The organism is Pseudomonas putida (assembly GCF_004357765.1).
GTDB classification, from domain to species: domain Bacteria; phylum Pseudomonadota; class Gammaproteobacteria; order Pseudomonadales; family Pseudomonadaceae; genus Aquipseudomonas; species Aquipseudomonas putida_U.
Map to the genome: position 1 here is coordinate 162,712 of NZ_SMTE01000002.1, position 23,164 is coordinate 185,875.

Here is a 23,164-nt window from a genome sequence, read left to right on the forward strand (position 1 = left end):
GCCACGCTGGCACCACAAGGGCACTATCATCCGCGAAATAGCCGCCCGACTCCAGCATTTCTGCCCGGAACGACGCTGAAATTGCCGTTCCAGGCAGTCTGGCGGATCATGCCGGACCTTCCACCTGCAATCCGTCGACCCGTTGGAAGCCCCGTGGCAGCTTGCTGCCGCGCCGGCCCCGCTCGCCCTTGTAGTGTTCCAGGTCGTCCGGCTTCAGAGATAGCGTACGCTTACCGGCCTGCAATACAAGTGTCGCGCCCTCGCCGAGCACCGCCAGGTCGGTGACGTATTCCTCACGGCTGGCGACGCGATCTCCCGGCACACCGATGATCTTGTTGCCCTTGCCTTTGCCCAGTTGCGGCAGGTCGCTGACCTTGAACACCAGCAGACGGCCTTCGGTAGTGACCGCCGCCAGCCAGTCCTGGTCGCGATTGGCCACCGGTCGCGGGGTGATGACCTTGGCGCCGTTAGGCAGGCTGAGCAGGCCCTTGCCCGCCTTGTTCTTGGCCTGCAGGTCCTCGCCCTTGACCACGAAGCCGTAGCCGGCGTCGGATGCCACCACATACAGCGCGTCGTCTTCGGGCAGCAGCACGCATTCGAAGGTCGCCCCCGGCGGCGGCGCCAGACGGCCGGTCAGCGGTTCGCCCTGGCCACGGGCCGACGGCAGGCTGTGGGCGGCCAGGGAATAGCTGCGCCCGGTCGAGTCGATGAGCACGGCAAACTGGTTTGAGCGTCCGGCAGCAGCAGCCTTGAAGCCATCGCCGGCCTTGTAGGAAAGGCCGGTGGCGTCGATATCGTGGCCCTTGGCGCAGCGCACCCAGCCTTTTTCCGAAAGCACCACGGTCACCGGCTCGGTCGGCATCAGTTCGGTTTCAGAAAGGGCCTTGGCTTCAGCACGCTCGACGATCGGCGAACGGCGGTCGTCGCCATAGGTTTCGGCATCCTTGATCAGTTCACTGCGAACCAGCTTGCGCAGCTTGGCATCGCTGCCCAGCAGCGCGAGCAGCTTGGCCTGTTCCTTGAGCAGTTCGTCCTGCTCGCCGCGGATCTTCATCTCTTCCAGGCGGGCGAGCTGGCGCAGACGAGTCTCGAGGATGTAGTCGGCCTGGATCTCGGTCAGGTCGAAACGGGCGATCAGGGCCTGCTTGGGGTGATCCTCGGTACGAATGATGTGGATCACTTCATCCAGGTTGAGGAACGCGGTGAGCAAACCTTCCAACAGGTGCAAGCGCTTCTCGACCTTCTCCAGACGATGCTGCAAGCGGCGACGAACGGTACCGATACGGTACTGCAGCCATTCCAGCAGCAAGGCCCGCAGGTTCTTCAACTGCGGCCGACCATCGAGACCGATGATGTTGACGTTGACGCGGTAGCTGCTTTCCAGGTCGGTGGTAGCGAACAGGTGCTGCATCAATTCATCGGCATCGACCCGGTTCGAGCGCGGAATGATGACGATGCGGCAGGGGTTCTCGTGGTCCGACTCATCGCGCAGATCGGCCACCATCGGCAGCTTCTTGGCCTGCATCTGCGCGGCAATCTGCTCCAGCACCTTGGCCCCGGAGACCTGGTGCGGCAGCGCAGTGACGACGATATCGCCATCCTCGACACGGTAGACGGCACGCATGCGGATCGAGCCGCGGCCGCTTTCGTAGATTTTGAGGATTTCCGCACGCGGCGTGACGATCTCGGCCTCGGTCGGGTAGTCCGGGCCCTGGATATGCTCGCAGAGCTGCTCGAGGGTGGCCTTGGGCTCATCGAGCAACCGCACGCAGGCGCTGGCAACCTCACGCAGGTTGTGCGGCGGTACGTCGGTGGCCATGCCCACGGCGATACCCGTGGTGCCGTTGAGCAGAATGTTGGGCAGACGTGCCGGCAACACCGCCGGCTCCTGCAGCGTGCCGTCGAAGTTCGGCACCCAGTCCACGGTGCCCTGGCCCAGTTCGCTGAGCAACACCTCGGAATACCGCGACAGGCGCGCCTCGGTGTAGCGCATGGCGGCGAACGACTTTGGATCGTCCGGAGCCCCCCAGTTGCCTTGGCCATCGACCAGGGTATAGCGGTAGCTGAACGGCTGCGCCATCAGCACCATGGCCTCGTAGCAGGCCGAATCGCCATGGGGATGGAATTTGCCGAGCACGTCACCGACGGTACGCGCCGACTTCTTGTGCTTGGCATCGGCATCGAGCCCCAACTCGCTCATGGCATAGACGATGCGTCGCTGCACCGGCTTGAGGCCGTCGCCGATGTGCGGCAGTGCCCGGTCCATGATCACGTACATGGAGTAGTTGAGGTAGGCCTGTTCGGTGAAGTCAGCCAGCGAGCGGCGTTCGACGCCGTCCAGGCTGAGTTCCAGTGAGTCGCTCATGCGGGCCTCGTCATTTCAGGTTCTGGCGCAGCAACATGGTGCCGCCGCGCTGGGTAAATTCAAGTTGTTTCAGGGCGCTCATGCCGAGCAGTACGGTCTGCCCGTCCAGTCCCGGGACCACCAGGGCACGGACGCCGTGCAGGCGGATATCGCCAAGCTGCACACTGTCGAGCCGCGTGCGATAGCCCTCGGTGCGACCATTGGCGGTACTCAGGATGACCGGGCTGCCGCGCGCCAGGCCCAGCTCGTTGGCCAGGGCCTCGGGAATGGCCACGTCGGTGGCGCCGGTGTCGAGCATGAAATGCACGACCTGGCCATTGATCGCACCGTCCAGCACGAAATGGCCCTGGCCATTGCCCAGCAGCCGCACCTCGATGAAACCATCGCCGTGCTCGGACTGCACCTGTGCATTGGGGTTGCGCTGGCGCTCCTCCCACTGGCCGAAGAAGCGCGTAGCCAGGAACAGCGCGGCGGCCCAGGCCACGATCATCAGCACCTTGCCGGCGCGCTTGCCCGCTGGCTGGGTCATGGCTGGGCGCTCCAGCCGCCCTCGGGCGCGGCAAAGCGCCAGACGATCGGCCGAGTCTCACCATCGGCGCGGTCGCTGCCGTTGTTGTCCAGGCCGATCCATGCGCCCTTGGCGTCGATCACCAGCGCTTCGGCCAGGCCGAACGGCTGATCGTAGCGACGCTCGGGGACCAGGGCATCGGCGGCGAACGACCAGCAGCGCTCGACCTTGCCGGTGTCTGGATCGCGGCGGCACACACGAAACGCGTTGCGCTCGAGGGTGAACAGCTTGCCCTCGAACATCGCCAGGTCGGAAAAGTCCCGGGACAGTGGCCGTGGATTGGGCATCTGCGGTGGCTGCATCTCGACCCCGGCTTCACTGAGCAACACGCAGCTGCGCCCACAGTTCCATAGCGATTGCTGTCGCTCGATCACCACCAGGCCCCGTCGCTCACGCTCGGCCGCCAACCACAAGCGGTCACCGGCTGGATTGATGGCCAGGCCTTCGAACAGGGCATTGAAGTTCAGCAGCATGCCGCTGGCACGAGCCTGGCGCATCATCACCGGGTCGATCTTCAGCCAGTTGGGCTCGCCTTCGAGGGGCAATTGCAGAACGGCAGCATGGGCTTCGCTGACCAGATAGAGGTTGTCGCTCTGGTCGCAGGTGATGCCCTCGAAATCCAGATCACCGCCGCGCACCAGCGCCGCCGCCCAGCTCCGCGCCTTCAAGCCCCAGGGCAGGCCACTTTCAGGGACTGGCGGGGGGGTGAATATCAACGGCTCGGCGCGCCAGACCGCTTCTTGCTGGTCGTAGCGATAGATACGGTCGTCATCGCGGTCCGAAACGCCCCACAAGCTGCCACGACAAAACGCCAGGCCGGAAAGATTGCCGCCGCGCATGCCTTCGATCGGGTGCTCGGCGGTCAACTTCAACTGCGGCCACTCGCTGGCCTGACACGTCAGGGCAACCAGGGCAAGGCAGGCAGCTAACAGCAGACGAATCAAACCAGGACCTCGGCCAGGTTGCCCTTGGTTTCCAGCCAGCTCTTGCGATCACCGGCGCGCTTCTTGGCGAGCAGCATGTCCATGATCTCGGTGGTGCCCTGCAGATCGTCCAGGGTCAGCTGGACCAGGCGCCGGGTGTTCGGGTCCATGGTGGTCTCGCGCAATTGCGGCGGGTTCATCTCGCCCAGCCCCTTGAAGCGAGTGACCTGGGGCTTGCCGCGCTTCTTCTCGGCCACCAGGCGATCGAGAATGCCATCGCGCTCGGCTTCGTCGAGGGCGTAGTAGATTTCCTTGCCCAGGTCGATGCGGTACAGCGGCGGCATGGCCACGTAGACGTGCCCGGCCTCGACCAGCGGACGGAAGTGCTGGACGAACAGTGCGCACAGCAGGGTGGCGATATGCAAACCGTCGGAGTCGGCGTCGGCGAGGATGCAGATCTTGCCGTAGCGCAGTTGCGACAGGTCGTTAGCGCCTGGATCGACGCCGATGGCCACAGCGATGTTGTGCACTTCCTGGCTGGCCAGGACTTCGCCGCCGTCCACTTCCCAGGTGTTGAGAATCTTGCCACGCAGCGGCAGGATGGCCTGGAATTCCTTGTCACGGGCCTGCTTGGCGGAACCGCCGGCGGAGTCACCTTCGACCAGGAACAGCTCGGCGCGCATCGGGTCCTGCCCGGCGCAGTCGGCCAACTTGCCAGGCAACGCCGGGCCCTGGGTGACGCGCTTGCGCTCGACCTTCTTGCTGGCCTTCAAGCGCCGCCCGGCATTGCTGATCGCCAGCTCGGCCAGTTGCATGCCCAGTTCGGGATGGGCGTTGAGCCACAGGCTGAACGCGTCCTTGACCACGCCGGAGACGAACGCCGCCGCCTCGCGGGACGATAAGCGCTCCTTGGTCTGCCCGGAAAACTGCGGTTCCTGCATCTTCATCGACAGCACGAAGGTGATGCGCTCCCACACGTCCTCGGGGGCCAGCTTGACACCGCGCGGCAGCAGGTTGCGGAACTCGCAGAACTCGCGCATGGCGTCGAGCAGGCCTTGGCGCAGGCCATTGACGTGGGTACCGCCCTGGGCGGTGGGAATCAGGTTGACGTAGCTTTCCTGGACACTGTCGCCCCCTTCGGGCAACCACAGCAAGGCCCAGTCGACAGCCTCCTTGTTGCCGGCCAGGCTACCGCAGAACGGCTCGTCAGGCAGGCGCTGGAACTCGCTGACCGAGTCGACCAGGTAGGAACGCAGGCCGTCCTCGTAATGCCATTCGACCTTCTCACCACTGGCTTTGTCCTCGAAGCTGACCAACAGCCCCGGGCACAGCACGGCCTTGGCCTTGAGCACATGCTTGAGGCGGCTGATGGAGAACTTGGGCGAATCGAAGTATTTCGGATCGGGGCTGAAGTAGACGCTGGTGCCGGTGTTGCGCTTGCCGACCGATCCGACCACCTCCAGCTCGCTGGACTTGAAGCCATCGGCGAAAGTCATCTGGTACTCGTTGCCGTCGCGCTTGACGCGCACCCGCACCTGGGTCGACAGGGCGTTGACCACGGAGATACCGACGCCGTGCAGGCCGCCGGAGAATTGGTAGTTCTTGTTGGAGAACTTGCCGCCGGCATGCAGCTTGGTGAGGATCAGCTCGACCCCCGAGACGCCCTCTTCGGGGTGGATGTCCACCGGCATGCCGCGGCCATCGTCGCTGACCTCCAGCGAGTGGTCGGCGTGAAGGATGACCTGCACCGAGCGGGCGTGGCCGGCCAGGGCTTCGTCGACGCTGTTGTCGATGACTTCCTGGGCCAGGTGATTGGGCCGGCTGGTGTCGGTGTACATGCCCGGCCGCTTGCGGACCGGGTCAAGGCCCGAGAGGACTTCGATGGCGTCTGCGTTATAGGCGCTAGCGCTGGGATTGGCCATGGGTTCTCGTCGTCAGTCTGGTGAATGCAAAAAGGTCAAAATACAGAAAAATCGAGCGCTGAATACCGCCCTGGGGCAACTCCGGCGAATGCCAGCAGAGCCGGCAGGCGTTCGGCGAAGCCCTGGAAGCCATGATCGCCACCGGCCTCGATACATAAGGCACAACCGCGGTAATACTGCTCGGCGTGGCGATAATCCAGGGTTTCGTCCCCGGTCTGCAACCATATCTGGTAGCGGTCGGGGTCGGCGGGCGGCGCGACTTCGAGCTCGGCCAGCGCCTGTACGTGGTCCAGAGTCAGCTCCCAGGTTTCACCACTGTAATGGTTGCGCTGGGTGCCGAGGTAGCCATCGAAACGCTTGTGCGGCGTCACCGCCGGGTTTATCAGCAGGGCCTTGAGGCCGTGGCGCTCGGCCAGATGGGTGGCATAGTAGCCGCCGAGCGAGCTGCCGACCAGCAAGGGCGCACCGAGCTCGGCGATGCAGGCCTCGAGCTGGGCGATAGCCTGGCGCGGATGATGGTGCAGTTCGGGCACGCGCAACTGCTCGGCCAGGCCAAGCTGTTGCATCACCGCTTCAAGCTGGCGAGCCTTGGTCGACAACGGCGAGCTGTTGAAGCCATGGATATAGAGGATGGAACCCGACATGCTGCCCCCGGTGTCTTTGGCTTCGCGCCCCGACAGGCGGGCGCTGGGACGCGCAGTGTAGCGTGTTCACCGGGTTTTGGTGCTGGCTCGATTGTCTTGCAACATATTCTTCAAGCGCAGCGGCCCGATCGCCGGCAAGCCGGTGATGGCTCCACCTCAATAGCCGGGGCTGTCGAAATCGAGCCGCACCTCGAAGTCTCGGGCACGCTCCACACCCGTTTCCAGGCGACCGTCAGCATGCAGGCGCAGCCAGCGATACCCCGGCAGCTCCTCGCTCACCTTGAAGTCCTCGCTGCCCGGCGCGAACTGGATGCAGGTCGATGGCGTAGCCAGGTAGCGCATGCCATCGCGTTGCTCATCCCACGCTTGATGAATATGCCCCCAGAGCAACGCCTTGACCTGTGGATAACCTTTCAGGCGCTGCAACAGGTCATCGGCATTGCGCAGGCCGATCGGCGCGATCCAGGCACAGCCAATGTCGACCGGCTGGTGGTGGCAGCACACCAGGCAGTGACGCCCTGCTGCCGAGGCCAGGGCCTGGTCGAGCAAGGCCAGTTGATCAGGTTCCAGCAGGCCATGGGTGGCGCCGAGTACCGACGAATCGAGCATCACCACACGCCAGGCACCGATATCGGTGACCGCCTGGACCAGCTCCGGCGCGACTTCGGCCATGACCCTGGCCTCGTCGTGGTTGCCCGGCAACCAGCGGGTCGGCGCCTGGATTTCGCCGGTCAACTGACGAAACGCCTCATAGGACGCCACGCTGCCGTCTTGCGATAGGTCGCCGGTGCACAGCAACAGGTCGATGCGCGGCTGCTCGCGACGAACCTGGGCGATCACATGGCGGAGGCTGTCGCGGGTATTTAGGCCAAGCAGGGTACCGGTCGCATCGCCGAACAGATGGGCATCGGTCAACTGCACGACGTGCACGGGGGCCTGGAGTGGATCTGGGTGCGGCAACGGCCGTCTCCTCGAACGGATTCAGCGGCAATTATGGCGGGCGAACGGTCGTCAGAAAACAGCCAGCACACCCTCTGTTACGAGCACAGCGTCACATTTCAGCGCACGCTTGCCAGTTCGTGACCGCAGGCCAGGCAGTGACTCAGCCATTCGCCGAGGAACAGGTTGAGCTGGGCCTTCTCGTCGGGCTGGTGCATCGCTTCGTTGGGGTAGGGGTAAATGCTGCGCAGCCGCCTGGCATGCTCGGCACTGACCACCTCGGCCATGCGTGCGTCGTGGTACACCTGCACCTCCATTTGCGGCACCGGTAACCAGGGCAGGCTGTGCTCCTGGCGCACGCGCAAGGTGGTGGTGTACGGACAGGCCAACAGCACATCGAGCACCAGCACGCCAAGCATCTGGTCGCCCTGGGCCATGCCGATGCGCCGTGAGCTCTGGGTGGTGCGCATGTCGGGCAACAACCGCATGAGCCGGGCGTAATTGGCCTCGCAGGCTGCCTGCAACCCGGCCAGGTCGACCCGATAACGCTCACGCAACAGGTTCACTTCCACATACCTCGGACTTCGTCTTTGTTCAGCGCCAGCCATTGCAGGCCGATGATGGTCGCGGCGTTGCAGATGCGCCCATCACGCACCGCCTGCAGGGCGTCTTCGAATGACCACACCCGCACACGGATGTCCTCGCCCTCCTCTTCCAGGCCATGCAGGCCACCGGCCCCTTCACTGCTGCAACGGCCAAGGAACAGATGCACATATTCATCACTGCCGCCGGGCGACGGGAAGTAACGGGTCATCGGCCACAAGGCGCTGAAGACCAGGCCTGCTTCTTCCTCGGCCTCGCGGTGGGCAACCTCCTCGGGCTGCTCATCCTTGTCGATCAGCCCGGCGACCATCTCGATCAGCCAAGGGTTGTCGACCTTGTCCATGGCGCCGACCCGGAACTGTTCGATCAAGACCACTTCGTCACGCAGCGGATCATAAGGCAACACGCACACCGCATCGTGGCGCACGAACAGCTCACGACTGATCTCGCGGCCCAAGCCACCGGCGAACAGCTCATGACGCAGGCGCACCTTGTCGAGCTTGTAGAAGCCCTGGAAACAGTTGGCCCGCTCGACGATCTCGACCGTCCTGGGTACCGAATTCAACGTATCCGACATGAAAATCCTCGCTACCTCGTTTACCGCATCGCGCCATCCTACTCTGCACGCTTTCACGTTTCACCCCCCTTGGGCGACCGTTCGCACGGTCGGGACAGCGAGCGCCTACTCTGTTAGCTTAGTGGCGAACTGAAGGCCGCGCAGACGGTCAAAGGCCGACTTTTCCCTGTTCTGCAAGGATCATCATGACGCTCGTCAAACTGACTTCCGTGGCCGTGCTGGCACTGGCACTGGGCGCCTGCCAAAGCCTGTTCACGCCCAATTACCGGGCTCCGCTCGAGGTCAAGCGCGATGCCTGGGAGCATGTCAAACCCGGCTGCAGCGAAAGCGACTGCCCGCTGGTCAATATCGACACCATCCACTTCCCGGCCCTGCCCAAGCTCGACGGCATCGTCGAAAAACGCTTGCTGCAACTGACCGAGGACAACCAGCACGGCGCCGCTCCGGCGACCCTGCAAGCCTACGAACAGCAGTACCTGGCCAACGCCGACAAGCGCAACAGCAGCTACCTGCAGGCCAAGGTACGCGAGCAGCATGACGGGCTGGTGATCATCGAACTGTCGAGCTACCTCGACAGCGGCGGCGCCCACGGCATGCCAGGGCGCGGCTTCATCAACTACTCACGCAAGCTGGACAAGGTGCTGACCCTGCAGGACATGCTGGTGCCCGGCCAGGAAGAGACCTTCTGGAAAACCGTAGAAGAGTCGCACAAGGCCTGGCTGATCAGCGTGGGCATGGACAAGGACGCCGAATTCGTCAAAACCTGGCCGTTCAAGCGCTCGCCGCACGTCGCCCTGACGTACGGCGCGGTGGTGGTCAAGTACGAAGTCTATGCCATCGCGCCCTACTCCATGGGCCACGTCGAGCTGAAGATTCCGTACCCACGCCTCAATGGCGTGATCAAGCCCGAGCTGTTTCCCGGCCGCGGCTGACACCCAGTAGCGCATGCAGCGCACCTGCCAGCAGCAAGGCTGGCAGGGTCGCACCGAAGTCCGGCGCCTGTGCGGCGATCAGGTGATACGCCGCGACACCTGCCGCCCACGCCACCAGCGCAGGCCAATGCAGGCCCGCCACTCGTGCTGGCATGCGGCGGCGGCGCATCAGATAGTGGTCGACCAGCACCACGCCGAACAGTGGCGCGAACACCGAGCCGATCAGTAACAGGAAGTTCTCGTACTGGGCCAGCGGCGCCAGCAACGCGATCAGGGTACACAGCACGCCGATGGCCAGCGCCAGGTGCTCGACCTTGAGGCGCACCAGCAGGCCCGTGGACACCGCCGCAGAATGAATGTCGGCAAAGGCGTTTTCCGACTCGTCGAGCAGAATCAACAGCAGTGGGATTCCCAGACCGGCACCGGCCAGGGCCAGCAGCAGCGCATTGGTTTCGCCATCGGCGGCAAACGCCAGGGTGTAGGCCACACCCAGGCTCATAAGCCAGGCATTGCCAAGGAAGAAGCCTAACGCGGTACCACCGAACACCCGGCTGGCACGCTGGCCGAAACGCGAATAGTCGGCGATCAGCGGCAACCACGAAAGCGGCATGGCGATGACGATGTCGAAACCCACCGCCAACGACAGCGAGCCGTCCCCGGTACGCCCCCACAGGGCAGCGAGGTCGGCCTTGACGAACAGGTTCCAGGTCAGCCACAGGCAGGCGCCGAGCAGCAGCCAGATCCCCCATTTACGCAGCACCTTGCGCACGAACGCCAACGGCCCGCTGACTGCCAGCAAGGTGGCCAGGGCGCCAAAGCACAGGGTCCACAGCACCGGACTGTTCCAGGCACTGCCTTCGCCGAAGGTCCGCGCGCCCAGCAGGCTGGCGGCATCGCGCATGACGATGATCTCGAAAGATCCCCAGCCCACCAACTGCAGGAGGTTGAGCACCGCCGGCAGGCGCGCGCCGTGGCCGCCTAAGCTCAGGCGCAAAGTGGCCATGGCCGACAACCCGGTATCGCTGCCGACCACACCAGCCGCGGCCAACAGCAGCACGCCGACGCCGGTGCCCAGGACAATCGCCAACAGCGCGCCGGACAGGCCCAGGCCGGGAGCGAGCAACGCGCCGACCTGCAGGACCATCAGGCCAATACCAAGGGAAAACCACAGCGAGAACAGGTCGCGGGCGCCGAACAGGCGCTGGCTCGCGGGAACCGCGTGGTCGGGTGAGAAGTGGCTGGGGGTGGTCATTTTTTCATTCGCCGGAAGAAATCTGAAGTAAACACGCGTCCCTGTGGGAGCGGGCTTGCCCGCGAAGAAGCCACCGCGGTGTCCCGTTCGCGGGCAAGCCCGCTCCCACAGGGCTAGAGTTTTGCGCCTTAGACTTTGTGGTAGAGCTGACTGCCTTCCTGGCGGAAGCGCTCGGCCTGCTCACGCATGCCCTGCTCCACCGTCACGTCCACGGTCTCGATCTTGGCGGCATATTCGCGCACTTCCTGGGTGATCTTCATCGAGCAGAACTTCGGCCCGCACATCGAGCAGAAGTGCGCAACCTTGGCCGATTCCTTGGGCAGGGTCTCGTCATGGAAGGCGCGTGCGGTGTCCGGATCCAGACCAAGGTTGAACTGGTCTTCCCAGCGGAACTCGAAACGCGCCTTGGACAGCGCATTGTCGCGAATCTGCGCGCCCGGATGCCCCTTGGCAAGGTCGGCGGCGTGCGCGGCGATCTTGTAGGTGATGATTCCGGTCTTGACGTCGTCCTTGTTCGGCAGGCCCAAGTGCTCCTTGGGCGTGACGTAGCAAAGCATGGCGCAACCGAACCAACCGATCATCGCCGCGCCGATGCCCGAAGTGATGTGGTCGTAGCCCGGCGCGATGTCGGTGGTCAGCGGGCCAAGGGTGTAGAACGGCGCTTCGTCGCAGCACTCGAGCTGCTTGTCCATGTTTTCCTTGATCAACTGCATCGGCACGTGGCCCGGGCCTTCGATCATGCACTGCACGTCGTGCTTCCAGGCGATCTTGGTCAGTTCGCCGAGGGTTTCCAGCTCACCGAACTGCGCCGCGTCGTTGGCGTCGGCGATCGAGCCCGGGCGCAGACCGTCGCCCAGCGAGAAGCTGACGTCATAGGCTTTCATGATCTCGCAGATCTCGTCGAAATGCGTGTACAGGAAGTTTTCCTTGTGATGCGCCAGGCACCACTTGGCCATGATCGAACCGCCACGGCTGACGATGCCGGTCACCCGTTTGGCGGTCAACGGCACATAGCGCAGCAGCACGCCGGCATGGATGGTGAAGTAGTCGACGCCCTGCTCGGCCTGTTCGATCAGGGTGTCGCGGAACAACTCCCAGGTCAGGTCCTCGGCGACTCCACCGACCTTTTCCAAGGCCTGGTAGATCGGCACGGTGCCGATCGGAACCGGCGAGTTGCGGATGATCCACTCGCGAGTCTCGTGGATGTGTTTGCCAGTGGACAAGTCCATGACCGTGTCTGAGCCCCAACGGATGCCCCAGGTCAGTTTGGCCACTTCTTCCTCGATCGAGGAACCCAAGGCGCTGTTGCCGATGTTGCCGTTGATCTTCACCAGGAAGTTGCGGCCGATGATCATCGGCTCCAATTCCGGGTGGTTGATGTTGGCCGGGATGATCGCACGACCGCGGGCGATCTCCTCACGGACGAACTCGGCGGTGATTTCCTTGGGGATGCTGGCGCCGAAGCTATGCCCGGCGTGCTGCTGGTCGAGCAAGCCCGCAGCGCGGGCCTCCTGCAGCTTCATGTTCTCGCGGATGGCGACGTATTCCATCTCGGCCGTGATGATGCCCTGGCGGGCATAGTGCATCTGCGTGACATTGGCGCCGGCCTTGGCACGCCGTGGGTTGCGCACGTGGGCGAAGCGCAGCTTGGCCAGTTCGGCATCGTTCAGGCGCTGCTGGCCGAAGTCCGAACTCAGGCCGCCCAGGCGTTCGGTATCGCCACGGCCATCGATCCAGGCAGAACGCACGTCGGCCAGGCCCTTGCGCACATCGATGATCACGTTGGGATCGGTGTAGGGGCCCGAGGTGTCATACACCAGCACCGGGGCATTGCTCTCGCCGCCGAAGTCGGTCGGGGTGTCGTGCAGGCTGATTTCGCGCATGGGCACGCGGATGTCCGGGCACGAGCCTTGGACATAGACCTTGCGCGAACGCGGGAAGGGTTGCACGGACTGCTGATCGACTTGCGCCGACTCGCTGAGGTTGATCGTTTTTTCTTGTTTGCTCATCACAGGCTCTCCAGACAGCTTCCTAGCGGATGGATGTCGGGGTGAACCTGAAAGGCGCGGACGCACTCTGTGACGAGTGCAGTGCCGGATACATGGAGTGCCTGAAGCTGCTGGAGCTGCGACATTCCCGGACCTGGCACAAGAGGCTCCCCGGGAAGGCGAGCAATCTTGTTCCCTACGCAGGCGCTAACCTGATCAGGTTCAACGGGATCCGCAACTTTGCGATCTCAGCCTTTGCTTCAAGGCACCCCGACAAGAACATGCGCAGTCTAGACTGGAGTGGTCGGCAAAGCCAAGCGACTAAAAACAAGAGGTGATGAAAGGGAGGCACTACGATTGTTGCCAACAGCCCATGGCACTACACTGGCCAGTCATTCGATACTCAACAGTTCAGTAATTAATTTCGTACAAGGATTGCCTCTATGCTGCGCAAACTTTCACTGGCCATAGCCGTGTCTTGTGCGTCCAACGCAGTGGTATGGGCAGCGGATGTGCCTACGACAGTGAAGACCGACCTGGTCAGCGTCTATCAGGAAGCGGTGACCAACAACGCCGACCTGGCGGCTGCCCGCGCCGACTATGGCGCCCGGCGCGAAGTGGTCCCCCAGGCCAGGGCCGGTTTGCTGCCGAACCTGTCGGCCGGTGCCGAGATGATGAACACTCGCACCAAGCTCGATGAGCCCTCCATCACCTCGAACCGCAGTGGTAATTCCTGGAGCGCGACCTTGTCGCAGCCGATCTTCCGCGCCGACCGCTGGTTCCAGTTGCAAGCGGCCGAAGCGGTCAACGAACAGGCGGCCCTGGAACTCTCGGCCACCGAGCAGAACCTCATCCTGCAGACGGCGCAGAACTATTTCGCCGTACTGCGCGCCCAGGACAACCTGGCCGCGACCAAGGCAGAGGAAGCCGCGTTCAAGCGTCAACTCGATCAGTCCAACGAGCGCTTCGACGTCGGGCTGTCGGACAAGACCGATGTACTGCAATCCCAGGCCAGCTATGACACCGCGCGGGCCAACCGAATCATCGCCGAGCGTCAGGTACAGGATGCCTTCGAGGCTTTGGTGACACTGACCAACCGCGAGTACACGGCGATCCAGGGCGTGGTTCATACCCTACCGGTGCAGGTGCCAACGCCCAATGACGCCAAGGCCTGGGTCGAAACAGCGGCGCGGCAGAATCTCAACCTGTTGGCGACCAACTATGCCGTCGACGCTGCCGAGGAAACCCTACGCCAGCGCAAAGCGGGGCACGCCCCAACGCTGGACGCCGTGGCGCGCTATCAAAAGGGCGATAACGACAGCCTCGGTTTCACCAACCCGGCGCCGCAACCAGGGGTGCGCTACAGCGGCGACGTGGAGCAGACCAGCATCGGCCTGCAGTTGAACATCCCCATCTACAGCGGTGGCCTGACCAGTTCGCAAGTGCGCGAGGCCTACCAGCGTCTGAACCAGAGCGAGCAACAGCGCGAAAGTCTGCGCCGCCAGGTGGTGGAGAACACCCGCAACCTGCACCGCGCGGTAAACACCGACGTGGAACAGGTGCAGGCACGCAAGCAATCGATCATCTCCAACCAGAGCGCGCTGGAGGCCACCGAGATCGGCTATCAGGTCGGTACCCGCAACATCGTCGACGTGCTGGACGCTCAGCGCCAGCTGTACACCTCGGTGCGCGACTACAACAATAGCCGCTACGACTACATTCTCGATAACCTGAGCCTCAAGCAGGCGGCAGGGACCTTGAGCCCCCAGGACCTGCAAGACCTCAAACGCTATCTGAAGGCGGACTACAACCCGGACAAGGATTTCCTGCCTCCGGACTTGGCGGCGGCAGCGGCGAAGAATTTCGAGCGCAGGCCATAGGCCCACCAACCAGACCTGGGGGGGCGACCCTCCGGGGCTGACCTAGCAGTTTCACCAGTGCCACTCTCTGTTCAGACCTTTTAACGTGGGCATCACCGCTACCAAGGTCGAGAGAGGTGAAACGAACATGCACCATCCAAAAGGCGACACGCAAGCCGATTTCATTCGCCTGGACGAAACTGGCGACGTAGGCACCCTGTGCATCGCCCCAGACGTCAGCGACTCACTGCTGCTGACAGGTGACTCGCAGGGGGATACCCCTACATTCACCCTGTCGCGTCTCAATAGCGATGGCTCCGAAAAGCTCTTGGCAACCCACAGTTTCGGGGATGACGAGGAACTGTTCTTTGGGCTGTCCGCGCACGTCAGCCCAGACCAGACGATCTTTCTGGCAGGTGCCTTGTGGGGAGACGATCTCTACCCGGCGGTTGCACGAATGAAGGCGACCGGGCCACTGGACACTTCGTTTGGCGACCACGGCGTACGGATTTTTCGAGATCTGACAGCCTCCCGGGCCCCAACTGCCGGAATATCCTCCCATCAAAAGCGTGGAGCCAAGCTGAATGCGACCCACGGCTCCCCGTCCCATACGACCCGGGTCGTCCTGCCCGACGGTGGCTACCTGGTAGCGTCGGCCGAGACCGGGTATCTGTTGCGGATTACCCATGACGGCGAACTCGATGCCAGTTTTGCGGGTGGTGGCAAGCTATTACCGACCCCACCAGGCGTTGCCGACTTCGAATTGACCAACGCAACACTCCGGGGCGACAACATCATCCTGCTGATCGGCAACTCTGGTAGCAAAGGGATTGTGGCGAGCTACGATCTATCCGGACAGCCTACGGATGGGTTCCTCGACCAGGCGGTCGTGGAAATCGAGCATGAAGAGGGCGTGAACCTGAGAAACCTGTCCTTCTCACCCGATGGAAAAGTCTTGAACATCGTCGGCATGACCTACGTGAGCGGCCAACGACGCGGATTGCTGGCCCGTATCGACGCCTACAAAGGCAGTGCCGACGCAATGTTCAACAACGGCCAGCCGTTCCATCTCACATTCGAAAACCAAGAGACATCGTTCTTGCAGGTGGCATCCCGGTTGAATCAAGACCAGGAGGAACGCATCTATGCAGTTGGAGGAAGACTCGCCTTTCCCACGCCAGGCTACATCGCGGCAGCCTTCGACAAACGAGGACTGGCCAATGATGACTTCTTGGACGGTGTCGCAACCGGTACCGAGACCACGATGGCAACAAGCGTAGCCCTGCTCCAAGCTCCGCCACGACTGGTGATCGGTGGCGGGGTTCGTAGGAAGGATAGCGGTGACTCACAGGGATTCGTGGCGATACATCCGCTCAGCGCTTGATCAGGCGCCCAAGCCCGTCCAGCAGACGATGCAGCGCACCTTGGTTGCGCTGCATCACTTTTTGCCCTGCCGCCCCCATGCGCACCGCGTCCTGCGGTAATTCGACCAGCTGCCGAACGACCGCTGCCAGGCCGCTTGCATCCTCCACCTGTCGCAACGCCCCTGCCTCACGCAACATCGCGCTGATTTCCTGGAAGTTGAACACATGCGGCCCCATGATCACCGGCAGGGCCAGGGCCGCCGGCTCCAGCGGATTGTGGCCTCCGGTGGCGACCAGGCTGCCACCGACGAAGGCGATATCAGCCAGGGCATAAAGGAACAGCAATTCGCCCATGGTGTCGCCAAGCAGTACCGCGGTCTGCGCATCCACCGCCGCCCCTGAAGAGCGTTGCACCGTGGTGAACTGCTCGCTGCACAACGTATGCACCGCAGCGAAACGCTCAGGATGACGAGGCACCAGAATCAGCAGCGCATCGCCATGCACCTGCAGCAACTGCCGGTGCGCCTGCAGGATCAACGCATCCTCGCCCTCGTGGGTACTGGCAGCGATCCACACCGGGCGCTGGGTAGCGCCCCACTGCTCACGCAGCGCGTGCGCCCGTGGCACCAGCCGCTCGTCGACCTTGAGGTCGAACTTGATCGAACCGGTCACCTGCACGCACTCGGGCCGCGCGCCCAGGTCACGAAAACGCTGCGCCTCGGTTTCGGTCTGCACCGCGATCAGGCTCATTTCGGCGAGCATCGGTCGGGTCAGCTTGGCAAAACGCGCATAGCCGCGCGCCGAACGCTCGGACAAGCGCGCGTTGGCCAAAGCCACGGGAATGCCGCGCTTGGCACACTGATGGATATGGTTCGGCCACAGTTCGGTTTCCATGATGATGCCCAGACGCGGACGGACATGGTCGAGGAAGCGTGCCGCGGCCCAGGGTAGATCGTAGGGCAGGTAGCAATGCTGTACACGCGGCTCGCCTTCGAACAACGCGCGAATTCGCTCGGAGCCGGTCGGGGTCATGCAGGTCAGCGTGATCGGCATGCCCGGATAGGCCTTGAGCAGCGCGCGCACCATCGGCGCCGCGGCGATGCTTTCGCCCACCGACACAGCATGCACCCAGATCCCGCCCTGCTGCATCGGCGGCAGGTTGCAAGCGAAGCGCTCGGCGATACGCTGGCGATAGGCCGGCGCCTTGCGCGCACGCAGGTACAGGCGCAGCGCAACCAGTGGCAGGCCCAGGTGGAAGAGCAAGGTATAGAGAGTTCTGTTCATGGCGGCGGAGTTTAACCGATCGCGCGCAGGTGCACCGCAAAGCGCTCGGCCAACCATTGCGCGGCGGGCCCCAGCGGCTCGTCGCGACGCCAGGCCAGCTCGACCACCAGCGCCGGCGGACACCACTCGCAATCGAGCTCCACCATGTGCGCCTGATAGGTGGGGTACTGCACCACGTGACGCGGCAGCCAGGCCCAACCCAAGCCACGCATCAGCAGTTCGGCCATGGCGTAGAAACTGTCGGCGCGCCAGACCTGCGGACTGACCACCTCTCCCCCGGGGTAGCCACTTTCCTGCGGCGTGATCAGCAGCTGGCGGTAACGCGCCAACTGCTGGCAGGTCACTCTGCCCTGCCCGGCCAAGGGATGGCCGGCCGCGCACACCGTGACCATTTCCACACTGCCCAGGGCCCGCCGCTCCAGCGAGGCAGGCATCCGCTCATGATTGAAGAACAGCCCCAGGTCGGCGCGCCGCTCTACCAACTTGCGGGCGACATCGCCCTGGGCACCACTGGCCAGTTGCACCTGCAGGTACGGATAACGGCTGGCCAACTCGTCCAGGCTGTCGATTACCGGTTGATAAGGCATGGCTTCATCCTGAGCCACGCGCAGCAACGCTTCCTGGCCACGCATCAGGGCCAGCGCCCGGCCTTCAAGGCGCTCACACTGGCGCAACAGTTCATGGGCATCTTCGAGCAGAGCAGCGCCGTTCTCGGTCAGCTTCGGCTGCCGCCCACTGCTGCGGTCGAACAAGGCGACGCCAAGGTCCGCTTCGAGCAGCGCGATGGCGTTGCTGATCGCCGATTGCGCTTTGTGCTGCTCACGGGCGACGGCGGAGAACGAGCGCAACTCCACGACACGCACGAAGGTGCGCAGTTGTTCCAGATTCCACTGGGGAGGCATCGACCTATCTCCTGAACAGATAGGTAATGACTTTACCCCATACCAGCTACCTCTAGAATACGCTCCAGTCCCTGGAGATTCCCACCATGAATGCATACACCTACCTGGCCATCGCCATTTGCGCCGAAGTCATCGCCACTGCGTCCATGAAGGCGGTCAAGGGCCTTAGCACGCCGCTGCCGTTGCTGTTGATGGTATGTGGCTATGCCGTCGCCTTCTGGATGCTGACCCTGGTGGTACGCAGCATTCCGGTGGGAATCGCCTACGCCATCTGGTCGGGCTTGGGCATCGTGCTGATCAGCGCCGTAGCGCTGGTGATCTACGGGCAGAAACTGGACGTCCCGGCCATGCTGGGCATGGCCATGATCGTCGGCGGCGTGGTGGTGATCCAGGTGTTCTCCAAGACCGTCGGACACTGATCGTTCGCACACCCTGTATACTTGCCAGCTGTCCCAGTCTTCGAGGTACTGCCATGCCATCTGCCATTTCCACTGACGTGCTGATCGTCGGCGCCGGGGTCGCAGGCCTCTGGCTCAATGCCCGGCTGCGTCGCCTGGGCTATTCGACGGTACTGGTGGAACGCGCCACCCTCGGTGGCGAACAGACGGTCAAGTCCCAAGGTATCATCCATGGCGGCACCAAGTACGCCTTGCACGGCGCATTGACCGGCGCCTCGGAGGCCATCGCCGACATGCCGCGACGCTGGCGCGAGGCCCTGGCCGGCAACGGTGAGCTGGATCTGAGCGCTACCCGGCTGCTGTCCGATGCCCACTATCTGTGGTCGCCCGGCACCCTGGCCGGCAACCTGACCAGCTTCTTCGCCAGCAAGGCCGTGCGCAGCCGGGTCGAACAGGTCAAGGGCGAGCAACTGCCTCCCGCTCTGCAGGACCGCGCGTTCAAGGGCAAGGTGTATCGCCTTTCCGAGCTGGTGATCGACGTGCCGAGCCTGCTGGCCAACCTGGCCGACCTGGCCGGTGATAGCCTGCTGGCTGGCGAGCGCATCGAGCCCCTGCGCGAGGGGGACGAACTGGTCGGCCTGAGCGTCGACGCTCGGCAGATCCGCGCGCAACGTATCGTGCTCAGTGCCGGCGGCGGTACCGCAGATATCCTGCACGCCCTGGGCTTGGAGCAGCCGGCCATGCAACTGCGGCCACTGCACATGGTCATGGCCAAGGGGCCGAACCTCAAACCCCTGTATGCCCACTGCCTGGGCGGCGGGCCAAAGCCACGTGTGACCGTCACGACCCATCCGGCAGCCGATGGCCAGTGGGTCTGGTACCTCGGCGGAGATCTGGCCGAAGCCGATGGCGTGGCCCGCGAGCCTGCGGCGCAGATCGCCGCCGCGCAAAAGGAAATCGCCAACCTGCTGCCATGGGTCGACCAGGGTCAGGTGCGCTGGGCCACCCTGCGCGTCGACCGCGCCGAGCCCGCGCAAACGGGCCTGGTGCGTCCGGACAACGCTTTCCTCGCTGAACAGCAACGCCTGCTGGTCGGCTGGCCGACCAAACTGGCGCTGGCACCGGATTTCAGCGACCGTGTCCTGGCCAGCCTGGAACGCGATGGCGTGCGCCCCATGGCCCAGCCCGAGCTCGCCGACCTGCCGCGTCCGACCCTCGGCGTGCCGGCCTGGGAGCGCTTGCTGCCATGAGCCTGCCGACCCTGCACGACTTCCACCGCCCCCTGGGCAGCACCGGCTTCCAGGTGTCGCCCCTCGGCCTGGGCACGGTCAAGCTCGGCCGCGACCAGGGCGTGAAGTATCCCAGCGGTTTCACCATTCCCGCCGACGACGAGGCCGGTCTGCTGTTGAACCAGGCCCGCGACCTGGGGATCAACCTGATCGACACTGCACCGGCTTATGGCCGAAGTGAGGAGCGACTGGGTCCACTGCTGCGCGGCCAACGCGACGCGTGGGTGATCGTCAGCAAGGTCGGTGAAGAGTTCGACAACGGACTTTCGCACTTCGACTTCAGCGCCGCCCACACCCGCCGCTCGGTAGAGCGCAGCCTGCGACGTCTGGAAACCGACCGCATCGACCTGGTGCTGGTGCATTCCGACGGTAACGATCTGGCGATCCTCGAGCAACAGGAGGTCTACCAGACCCTGGCCGAGCTCAAGCGCGAGGGTAAGATTCTTGGCTACGGTTTCTCCGGCAAAACCGCCGCAGGAGGCCTCAAGGCACTGGAACAGGGTGATTGCGCCATGGTTACCTACAACCTCAACGAGCAGGCCGAGCGACCGGTACTGGACTACGCTGCCGCGCACGGTAAGGCCATTCTGGTAAAGAAGGCTCTGGCCAGCGGACACATCTGCCTGGCGCCGGGAGTGGACCCGGTACAGGCCAGCTTCGAGTTGCTGTTCTCCCATCCAGGCGTCAGCAGTGCTATCGTCGGCACCATCAATCCGCTGCATCTGGCCCATAACGTGGCCACCGTCGCCCGCATCCTGGGCCAGCATTGAGCCGCGCCCGCCAGGGCGCACCGACGCAAGGAGGAGCCTCGTGCCGCGAACGTTGATCCGCAAGAATCCGAGCAATTTCAAGACCCTGCCTCTGCATGTCGAGGCTACCCCGGAAGGACTGGCCTACCAGAGCATCGGCATGCCGCTGAATTTCAGCCAGACCCAGCAACGCCGGCGTGCCATCCAACTGCCCGATCCACAACGCTTCGTCACCGAATTGGCCAACCTTGGGGTTTCCGTGCGTCTGACCCTGCACTGGCAAAACCGCGACTTCTGGGTACTGGTCCGCCAGCGGCGCCAGGACCGAGGCGACGTGGTGCTCAAGCTGATTTCCGGCTACGTCCCGGCTCAGGAGTTGAACCTGCCACTGCACACAGCCGTGCAGGAGGTGGCCGAAGAATGCCTGCTGGAGACACCTGAAGGCTGGCTGGGCGGGCGCTTCAATGACACTTGGCTGCCTGCCCCCTATGCCGCGGCCCTGCATTACCGTGAAACCCTGCCTTTCGTGCTGACGCCCCAGTCCGGCGCCGCCCGTCCCGTGCACTGCGCCAACCTGATGTTGCTGGAACGACCACGGGCCTACGTTCATCTGCCTACGGCGTCACTGCAGCTGATCTACGACATGCGCTTGCAGGTGCCACGGGAGGCCAAGAAGCTCAGCCTGTTTCACGTCGACGAACGCCTGGAAGGCGATCAACTGGTGGCCCGCCTCAATCGCAAACGCCCTGACCTGTACCTGATGCCGCTCAAGGACGGACAGCCGCTTGCCGAGCTGTATACCTTGCGCCGGGACGAATTGGTACGCGCCAGCACACGCGGGCTGTACCTGGCCGAAAGCTTTGCCCGGCAAGAGGGGTGGGTGGTCGAGGATGAGCGGATTCGCTGGAAGGACTGGGTGAAGCAGCAAGGGCTGGAAGAACCCAAGCCGAATCGCTCGTCGCACCTGCAACGCTTTGGCGACAAGGCTCGGGCACTGCTGGCGCGAGCGCGGACTTCGATACACAAATGAACGTCGGGGCCGCTGCGCGGCCCCGATAGCGTCAGTTCTTGCGGATTTTCTCGACGATGGCCGTGGTCGAGCTGTTTTCAACCAGCCCCAGCACCTTCACGGTACCGCCATAGCCCTTCACCAGATCAGCCCCGACCACCTGGTCGATGCCGTAGTCGCCGCCCTTGACCAGCACATCGGGCTTGACCTCGGCCAGCAGATTTTCCGGGGTGTCCTCGGGGAAGCTGATGACCCAGTCCACCGCTCCCAGTCCAGCCAGCACGGCCATGCGCCGATCGACACTGTTGATCGGACGACCTGGCCCCTTGAGGCGGCTGACGGAAGCGTCGTCGTTGACCGCGACGATCAGGCGATCTCCCTGGGCACGAGCTTGCTCCAGGTAGGTCACATGCCCGGCGTGGAGGATGTCGAAGCAACCATTGGTGAACACGATCTTCTCGTTGTGCGCGCGCGCATCGTCGATCGCCAGCAGCAGTTGCTCCAGACCCAGCACCCCGCGCTCGGAGCCCTCTTCGCGCTGGATCGCGCGGCGCAACTCCGGGGCGCTGATGGCCGCGGTACCCAGTTTGCCGACCACGATTCCCGCAGCCAGGTTGGCCAGGGCGACGGCATGGGGCAGGTCCTCGCCAGCCGCGATGGCCACGGCGAGGGTGGAGATGACGGTATCGCCGGCACCGGTGACATCGAACACTTCACGGGCCCGCGCCGGCAGGTGCAATGCGGGTTGACCGGTACGCAGCAGGGTCATGCCATGTTCGCCGCGGGTCACCAGCAGTGCGCCCAGGTCGAGATCCTGCAGCAGTTGCAGGCCCTTGGCGACCAACTCGTTCTCGTCGGCGCAACGACCGACGATGGTTTCGAACTCGCTGAGGTTCGGAGTGATGAGGCTCGCACCACGGTAGATGGTGAAGTCCTTGCCCTTGGGGTCGGCCAGCACCGGAATACCACGGGCGCGGGCCGCCTCGATCAGGCCCTGTGGGTCTTTCAGGGCGCCTTTGCCGTAGTCGGACAGCACCAGCACCTTGACGCCTTCGAGCAAGCTGTCGACCTGGGTGCCCAATGAAACCGCATCAGTGGCGAACGGCTGCTCGAAATCAATGCGCAGCAGTTGCTGATGACGGCTCATGACCCGCAGCTTGACGATCGTCGGCTGATGCGCAATGCGCTGGAACAACGAGCGAACGCCAGCGGCCTGGAGGCTGTTGGCCAGACTTTCGGCGGCCTCGTCCTGGCCGGTGACGCCAACCAGTGAGGCCGGCGCACCGAGGGCAGCGATGTTCAAGGCGACGTTGGCCGCGCCACCGGGGCGGTCCTCGATTTGATCGACCTTGACCACCGGCACCGGCGCTTCCGGCGAAATACGCGAAGTACCGCCATGCCAGTAGCGGTCGAGCATGACATCGCCGACCACCAGTACCGGGGCTTGATCGAAACGCGGCATGGACAACTTCATGGGCAACCCAAAAGAAATAATGAACAGGGGCAGGATATTAGCACAGGGCCGGCGCAAGCCTTACTGGCTGTTGGGCTGTGGAAATTCCCGGTGACGATCGGGGCCGTGTTCCGGCCCCGTAAT

At 63.7% G+C, this 23,164-nt stretch carries 20 protein-coding genes and 1 riboswitch; of the genes, 7 read left to right on the forward strand and 13 right to left on the reverse strand.

The features are described from left to right. Nucleotides 1-106: 106 nt before the first annotated feature. The 8 genes from parC to E2H86_RS03340 all read right to left on the reverse strand — a co-directional run bounded on the left by parC (nt 107) and on the right by E2H86_RS03340 (nt 8,541). Nucleotides 107-2,365, reverse strand: a complete 2,259-nt coding sequence (gene parC, locus E2H86_RS03305) for a DNA topoisomerase IV subunit A (protein WP_133324682.1) — start codon at nt 2,363-2,365, stop codon at nt 107-109. Nucleotides 2,366-2,375: 10 nt separating this feature from the next. After that, nucleotides 2,376-2,894 carry a retropepsin-like aspartic protease family protein gene (locus E2H86_RS03310; protein WP_133324684.1) on the reverse strand — a complete coding sequence of 173 codons (519 nt, stop codon included), beginning with the start codon at nt 2,892-2,894 and terminating at the stop codon, nt 2,376-2,378. Beyond that, nucleotides 2,891-3,877: an esterase-like activity of phytase family protein gene (locus E2H86_RS03315; protein WP_133324686.1), complete on the reverse strand. Its 987-nt coding sequence runs from the start codon at nt 3,875-3,877 to the stop codon at nt 2,891-2,893. The genes E2H86_RS03310 and E2H86_RS03315 overlap by 4 nt, the downstream gene beginning before the upstream one ends. Further along, a complete protein-coding gene (gene parE / locus E2H86_RS03320; protein ID WP_133324688.1) occupies nt 3,874-5,778 on the reverse strand; it encodes a DNA topoisomerase IV subunit B in 1,905 nt (634 codons plus the stop codon). The genes E2H86_RS03315 and parE overlap by 4 nt, the downstream gene beginning before the upstream one ends. A 35-nt stretch (nt 5,779-5,813) precedes the next feature. Then, the gene (locus E2H86_RS03325; RefSeq protein WP_133324690.1) at nt 5,814-6,422 is read right to left on the reverse strand and encodes a YqiA/YcfP family alpha/beta fold hydrolase; all 609 of its coding nucleotides are present in this window, start codon (nt 6,420-6,422) and stop codon (nt 5,814-5,816) included. A gap of 156 nt (nt 6,423-6,578) precedes the next feature. Beyond that, on the reverse strand, nt 6,579-7,382 hold the full coding sequence (cpdA, locus tag E2H86_RS03330; protein WP_133324692.1) for a 3',5'-cyclic-AMP phosphodiesterase: 804 nt from the start codon (nt 7,380-7,382) through the stop codon (nt 6,579-6,581). 98 nt (nt 7,383-7,480) lie between these two features. Further along, nucleotides 7,481-7,933, reverse strand: a complete 453-nt coding sequence (locus E2H86_RS03335) for a DUF1249 domain-containing protein (protein ID WP_133324694.1) — start codon at nt 7,931-7,933, stop codon at nt 7,481-7,483. Further along, the gene (locus E2H86_RS03340; RefSeq protein WP_133324696.1) at nt 7,924-8,541 is read right to left on the reverse strand and encodes an NUDIX domain-containing protein; all 618 of its coding nucleotides are present in this window, start codon (nt 8,539-8,541) and stop codon (nt 7,924-7,926) included. The genes E2H86_RS03335 and E2H86_RS03340 overlap by 10 nt, the downstream gene beginning before the upstream one ends. 185 nt (nt 8,542-8,726) lie before the next feature. Between E2H86_RS03340 and E2H86_RS03345 the strand changes: the two genes are divergently transcribed. Beyond that, nucleotides 8,727-9,473 (forward strand): RsiV family protein, encoded by a 747-nt coding sequence (locus E2H86_RS03345; protein WP_133324698.1) that lies wholly within the window; start codon nt 8,727-8,729, stop codon nt 9,471-9,473. Here E2H86_RS03345 and cytX read toward each other — a convergent pair. After that, the gene (gene cytX / locus E2H86_RS03350) at nt 9,442-10,725 is read right to left on the reverse strand and encodes a putative hydroxymethylpyrimidine transporter CytX (protein WP_133324700.1); all 1,284 of its coding nucleotides are present in this window, start codon (nt 10,723-10,725) and stop codon (nt 9,442-9,444) included. The two genes, E2H86_RS03345 and cytX, sit on opposite strands and share 32 nt — an antisense overlap. A gap of 128 nt (nt 10,726-10,853) precedes the next feature. Continuing rightward, nucleotides 10,854-12,734, reverse strand: a complete 1,881-nt coding sequence (gene thiC, locus E2H86_RS03355) for a phosphomethylpyrimidine synthase ThiC (RefSeq protein WP_133324702.1) — start codon at nt 12,732-12,734, stop codon at nt 10,854-10,856. Nucleotides 12,735-12,889: 155 nt separating this feature from the next. Then, a riboswitch (TPP riboswitch) is annotated at nt 12,890-12,996 on the reverse strand. A 160-nt stretch (nt 12,997-13,156) separates the two neighbouring features. Between thiC and E2H86_RS03360 the strand changes: the two genes are divergently transcribed. Beyond that, nucleotides 13,157-14,593: a TolC family outer membrane protein gene (locus tag E2H86_RS03360; RefSeq protein WP_133324704.1), complete on the forward strand. Its 1,437-nt coding sequence runs from the start codon at nt 13,157-13,159 to the stop codon at nt 14,591-14,593. Between the two features lie 127 nt (nt 14,594-14,720). Continuing rightward, entirely contained in the window at nt 14,721-15,956 is a 1,236-nt protein-coding gene (locus E2H86_RS03365) for a hypothetical protein (RefSeq protein WP_133324706.1), read from the forward strand. Here E2H86_RS03365 and waaA read toward each other — a convergent pair. Both waaA and E2H86_RS03375 read right to left on the reverse strand, forming a co-directional pair. Further along, on the reverse strand, nt 15,946-17,220 hold the full coding sequence (waaA, locus tag E2H86_RS03370; RefSeq protein WP_133324708.1) for a lipid IV(A) 3-deoxy-D-manno-octulosonic acid transferase: 1,275 nt from the start codon (nt 17,218-17,220) through the stop codon (nt 15,946-15,948). The genes E2H86_RS03365 and waaA overlap by 11 nt on opposite strands. Before the next feature lie 11 nt (nt 17,221-17,231). After that, entirely contained in the window at nt 17,232-18,122 is an 891-nt protein-coding gene (locus tag E2H86_RS03375; RefSeq protein ID WP_133324710.1) for a LysR family transcriptional regulator, read from the reverse strand. 86 nt (nt 18,123-18,208) lie between these two features. Between E2H86_RS03375 and E2H86_RS03380 the strand changes: the two genes are divergently transcribed. Genes E2H86_RS03380 through E2H86_RS03395 form a run of 4 tightly spaced genes read left to right on the forward strand, consistent with a single transcriptional unit; the run spans nt 18,209 to nt 21,588 of the window. Further along, nucleotides 18,209-18,541, forward strand: a complete 333-nt coding sequence (locus E2H86_RS03380; protein ID WP_133324712.1) for a DMT family transporter — start codon at nt 18,209-18,211, stop codon at nt 18,539-18,541. Between the two features lie 53 nt (nt 18,542-18,594). Continuing rightward, nucleotides 18,595-19,770 (forward strand): NAD(P)/FAD-dependent oxidoreductase, encoded by a 1,176-nt coding sequence (locus tag E2H86_RS03385; protein WP_133324714.1) that lies wholly within the window; start codon nt 18,595-18,597, stop codon nt 19,768-19,770. Next, on the forward strand, nt 19,767-20,579 hold the full coding sequence (locus E2H86_RS03390) for an aldo/keto reductase (protein WP_133324716.1): 813 nt from the start codon (nt 19,767-19,769) through the stop codon (nt 20,577-20,579). Before E2H86_RS03385 ends, E2H86_RS03390 begins: the two co-directional genes overlap by 4 nt. Before the next feature lie 40 nt (nt 20,580-20,619). Then, nucleotides 20,620-21,588 (forward strand): metal ABC transporter ATPase, encoded by a 969-nt coding sequence (locus tag E2H86_RS03395; RefSeq protein WP_133324718.1) that lies wholly within the window; start codon nt 20,620-20,622, stop codon nt 21,586-21,588. 31 nt (nt 21,589-21,619) lie between these two features. Here the strand turns inward: E2H86_RS03395 and hldE are convergent, their stop codons facing one another. Next, nucleotides 21,620-23,041, reverse strand: a complete 1,422-nt coding sequence (gene hldE / locus E2H86_RS03400; protein WP_133324720.1) for a bifunctional D-glycero-beta-D-manno-heptose-7-phosphate kinase/D-glycero-beta-D-manno-heptose 1-phosphate adenylyltransferase HldE — start codon at nt 23,039-23,041, stop codon at nt 21,620-21,622. Nucleotides 23,042-23,164 lie beyond the last annotated feature (123 nt).

What these genes read in the sequence shown, in the direction of transcription:
- cytX (WP_133324700.1), bottom strand. Translation starts at nt 10,725, where the DNA reads ATGACCACCCCCAGCCACTTCTCACCCGACCACGCGGTTCCCGCGAGC.
- waaA (WP_133324708.1), bottom strand. Translation starts at nt 17,220, where the DNA reads ATGAACAGAACTCTCTATACCTTGCTCTTCCACCTGGGCCTGCCACTG.
- E2H86_RS03325 (WP_133324690.1), bottom strand. Translation starts at nt 6,422, where the DNA reads ATGTCGGGTTCCATCCTCTATATCCATGGCTTCAACAGCTCGCCGTTG.
- E2H86_RS03340 (WP_133324696.1), bottom strand. Translation starts at nt 8,541, where the DNA reads ATGTCGGATACGTTGAATTCGGTACCCAGGACGGTCGAGATCGTCGAG.
- thiC (WP_133324702.1), bottom strand. Translation starts at nt 12,734, where the DNA reads ATGAGCAAACAAGAAAAAACGATCAACCTCAGCGAGTCGGCGCAAGTC.
- E2H86_RS03390 (WP_133324716.1), top strand. Translation starts at nt 19,767, where the DNA reads ATGAGCCTGCCGACCCTGCACGACTTCCACCGCCCCCTGGGCAGCACC.
- E2H86_RS03380 (WP_133324712.1), top strand. Translation starts at nt 18,209, where the DNA reads ATGAATGCATACACCTACCTGGCCATCGCCATTTGCGCCGAAGTCATC.
- parE (WP_133324688.1), bottom strand. Translation starts at nt 5,778, where the DNA reads ATGGCCAATCCCAGCGCTAGCGCCTATAACGCAGACGCCATCGAAGTC.
- E2H86_RS03310 (WP_133324684.1), bottom strand. Translation starts at nt 2,894, where the DNA reads ATGACCCAGCCAGCGGGCAAGCGCGCCGGCAAGGTGCTGATGATCGTG.
- E2H86_RS03385 (WP_133324714.1), top strand. Translation starts at nt 18,595, where the DNA reads ATGCCATCTGCCATTTCCACTGACGTGCTGATCGTCGGCGCCGGGGTC.
- parC (WP_133324682.1), bottom strand. Translation starts at nt 2,365, where the DNA reads ATGAGCGACTCACTGGAACTCAGCCTGGACGGCGTCGAACGCCGCTCG.
- E2H86_RS03345 (WP_133324698.1), top strand. Translation starts at nt 8,727, where the DNA reads ATGACGCTCGTCAAACTGACTTCCGTGGCCGTGCTGGCACTGGCACTG.
- hldE (WP_133324720.1), bottom strand. Translation starts at nt 23,041, where the DNA reads ATGAAGTTGTCCATGCCGCGTTTCGATCAAGCCCCGGTACTGGTGGTC.
- E2H86_RS03365 (WP_133324706.1), top strand. Translation starts at nt 14,721, where the DNA reads ATGCACCATCCAAAAGGCGACACGCAAGCCGATTTCATTCGCCTGGAC.
- E2H86_RS03360 (WP_133324704.1), top strand. Translation starts at nt 13,157, where the DNA reads ATGCTGCGCAAACTTTCACTGGCCATAGCCGTGTCTTGTGCGTCCAAC.
- E2H86_RS03375 (WP_133324710.1), bottom strand. Translation starts at nt 18,122, where the DNA reads ATGCCTCCCCAGTGGAATCTGGAACAACTGCGCACCTTCGTGCGTGTC.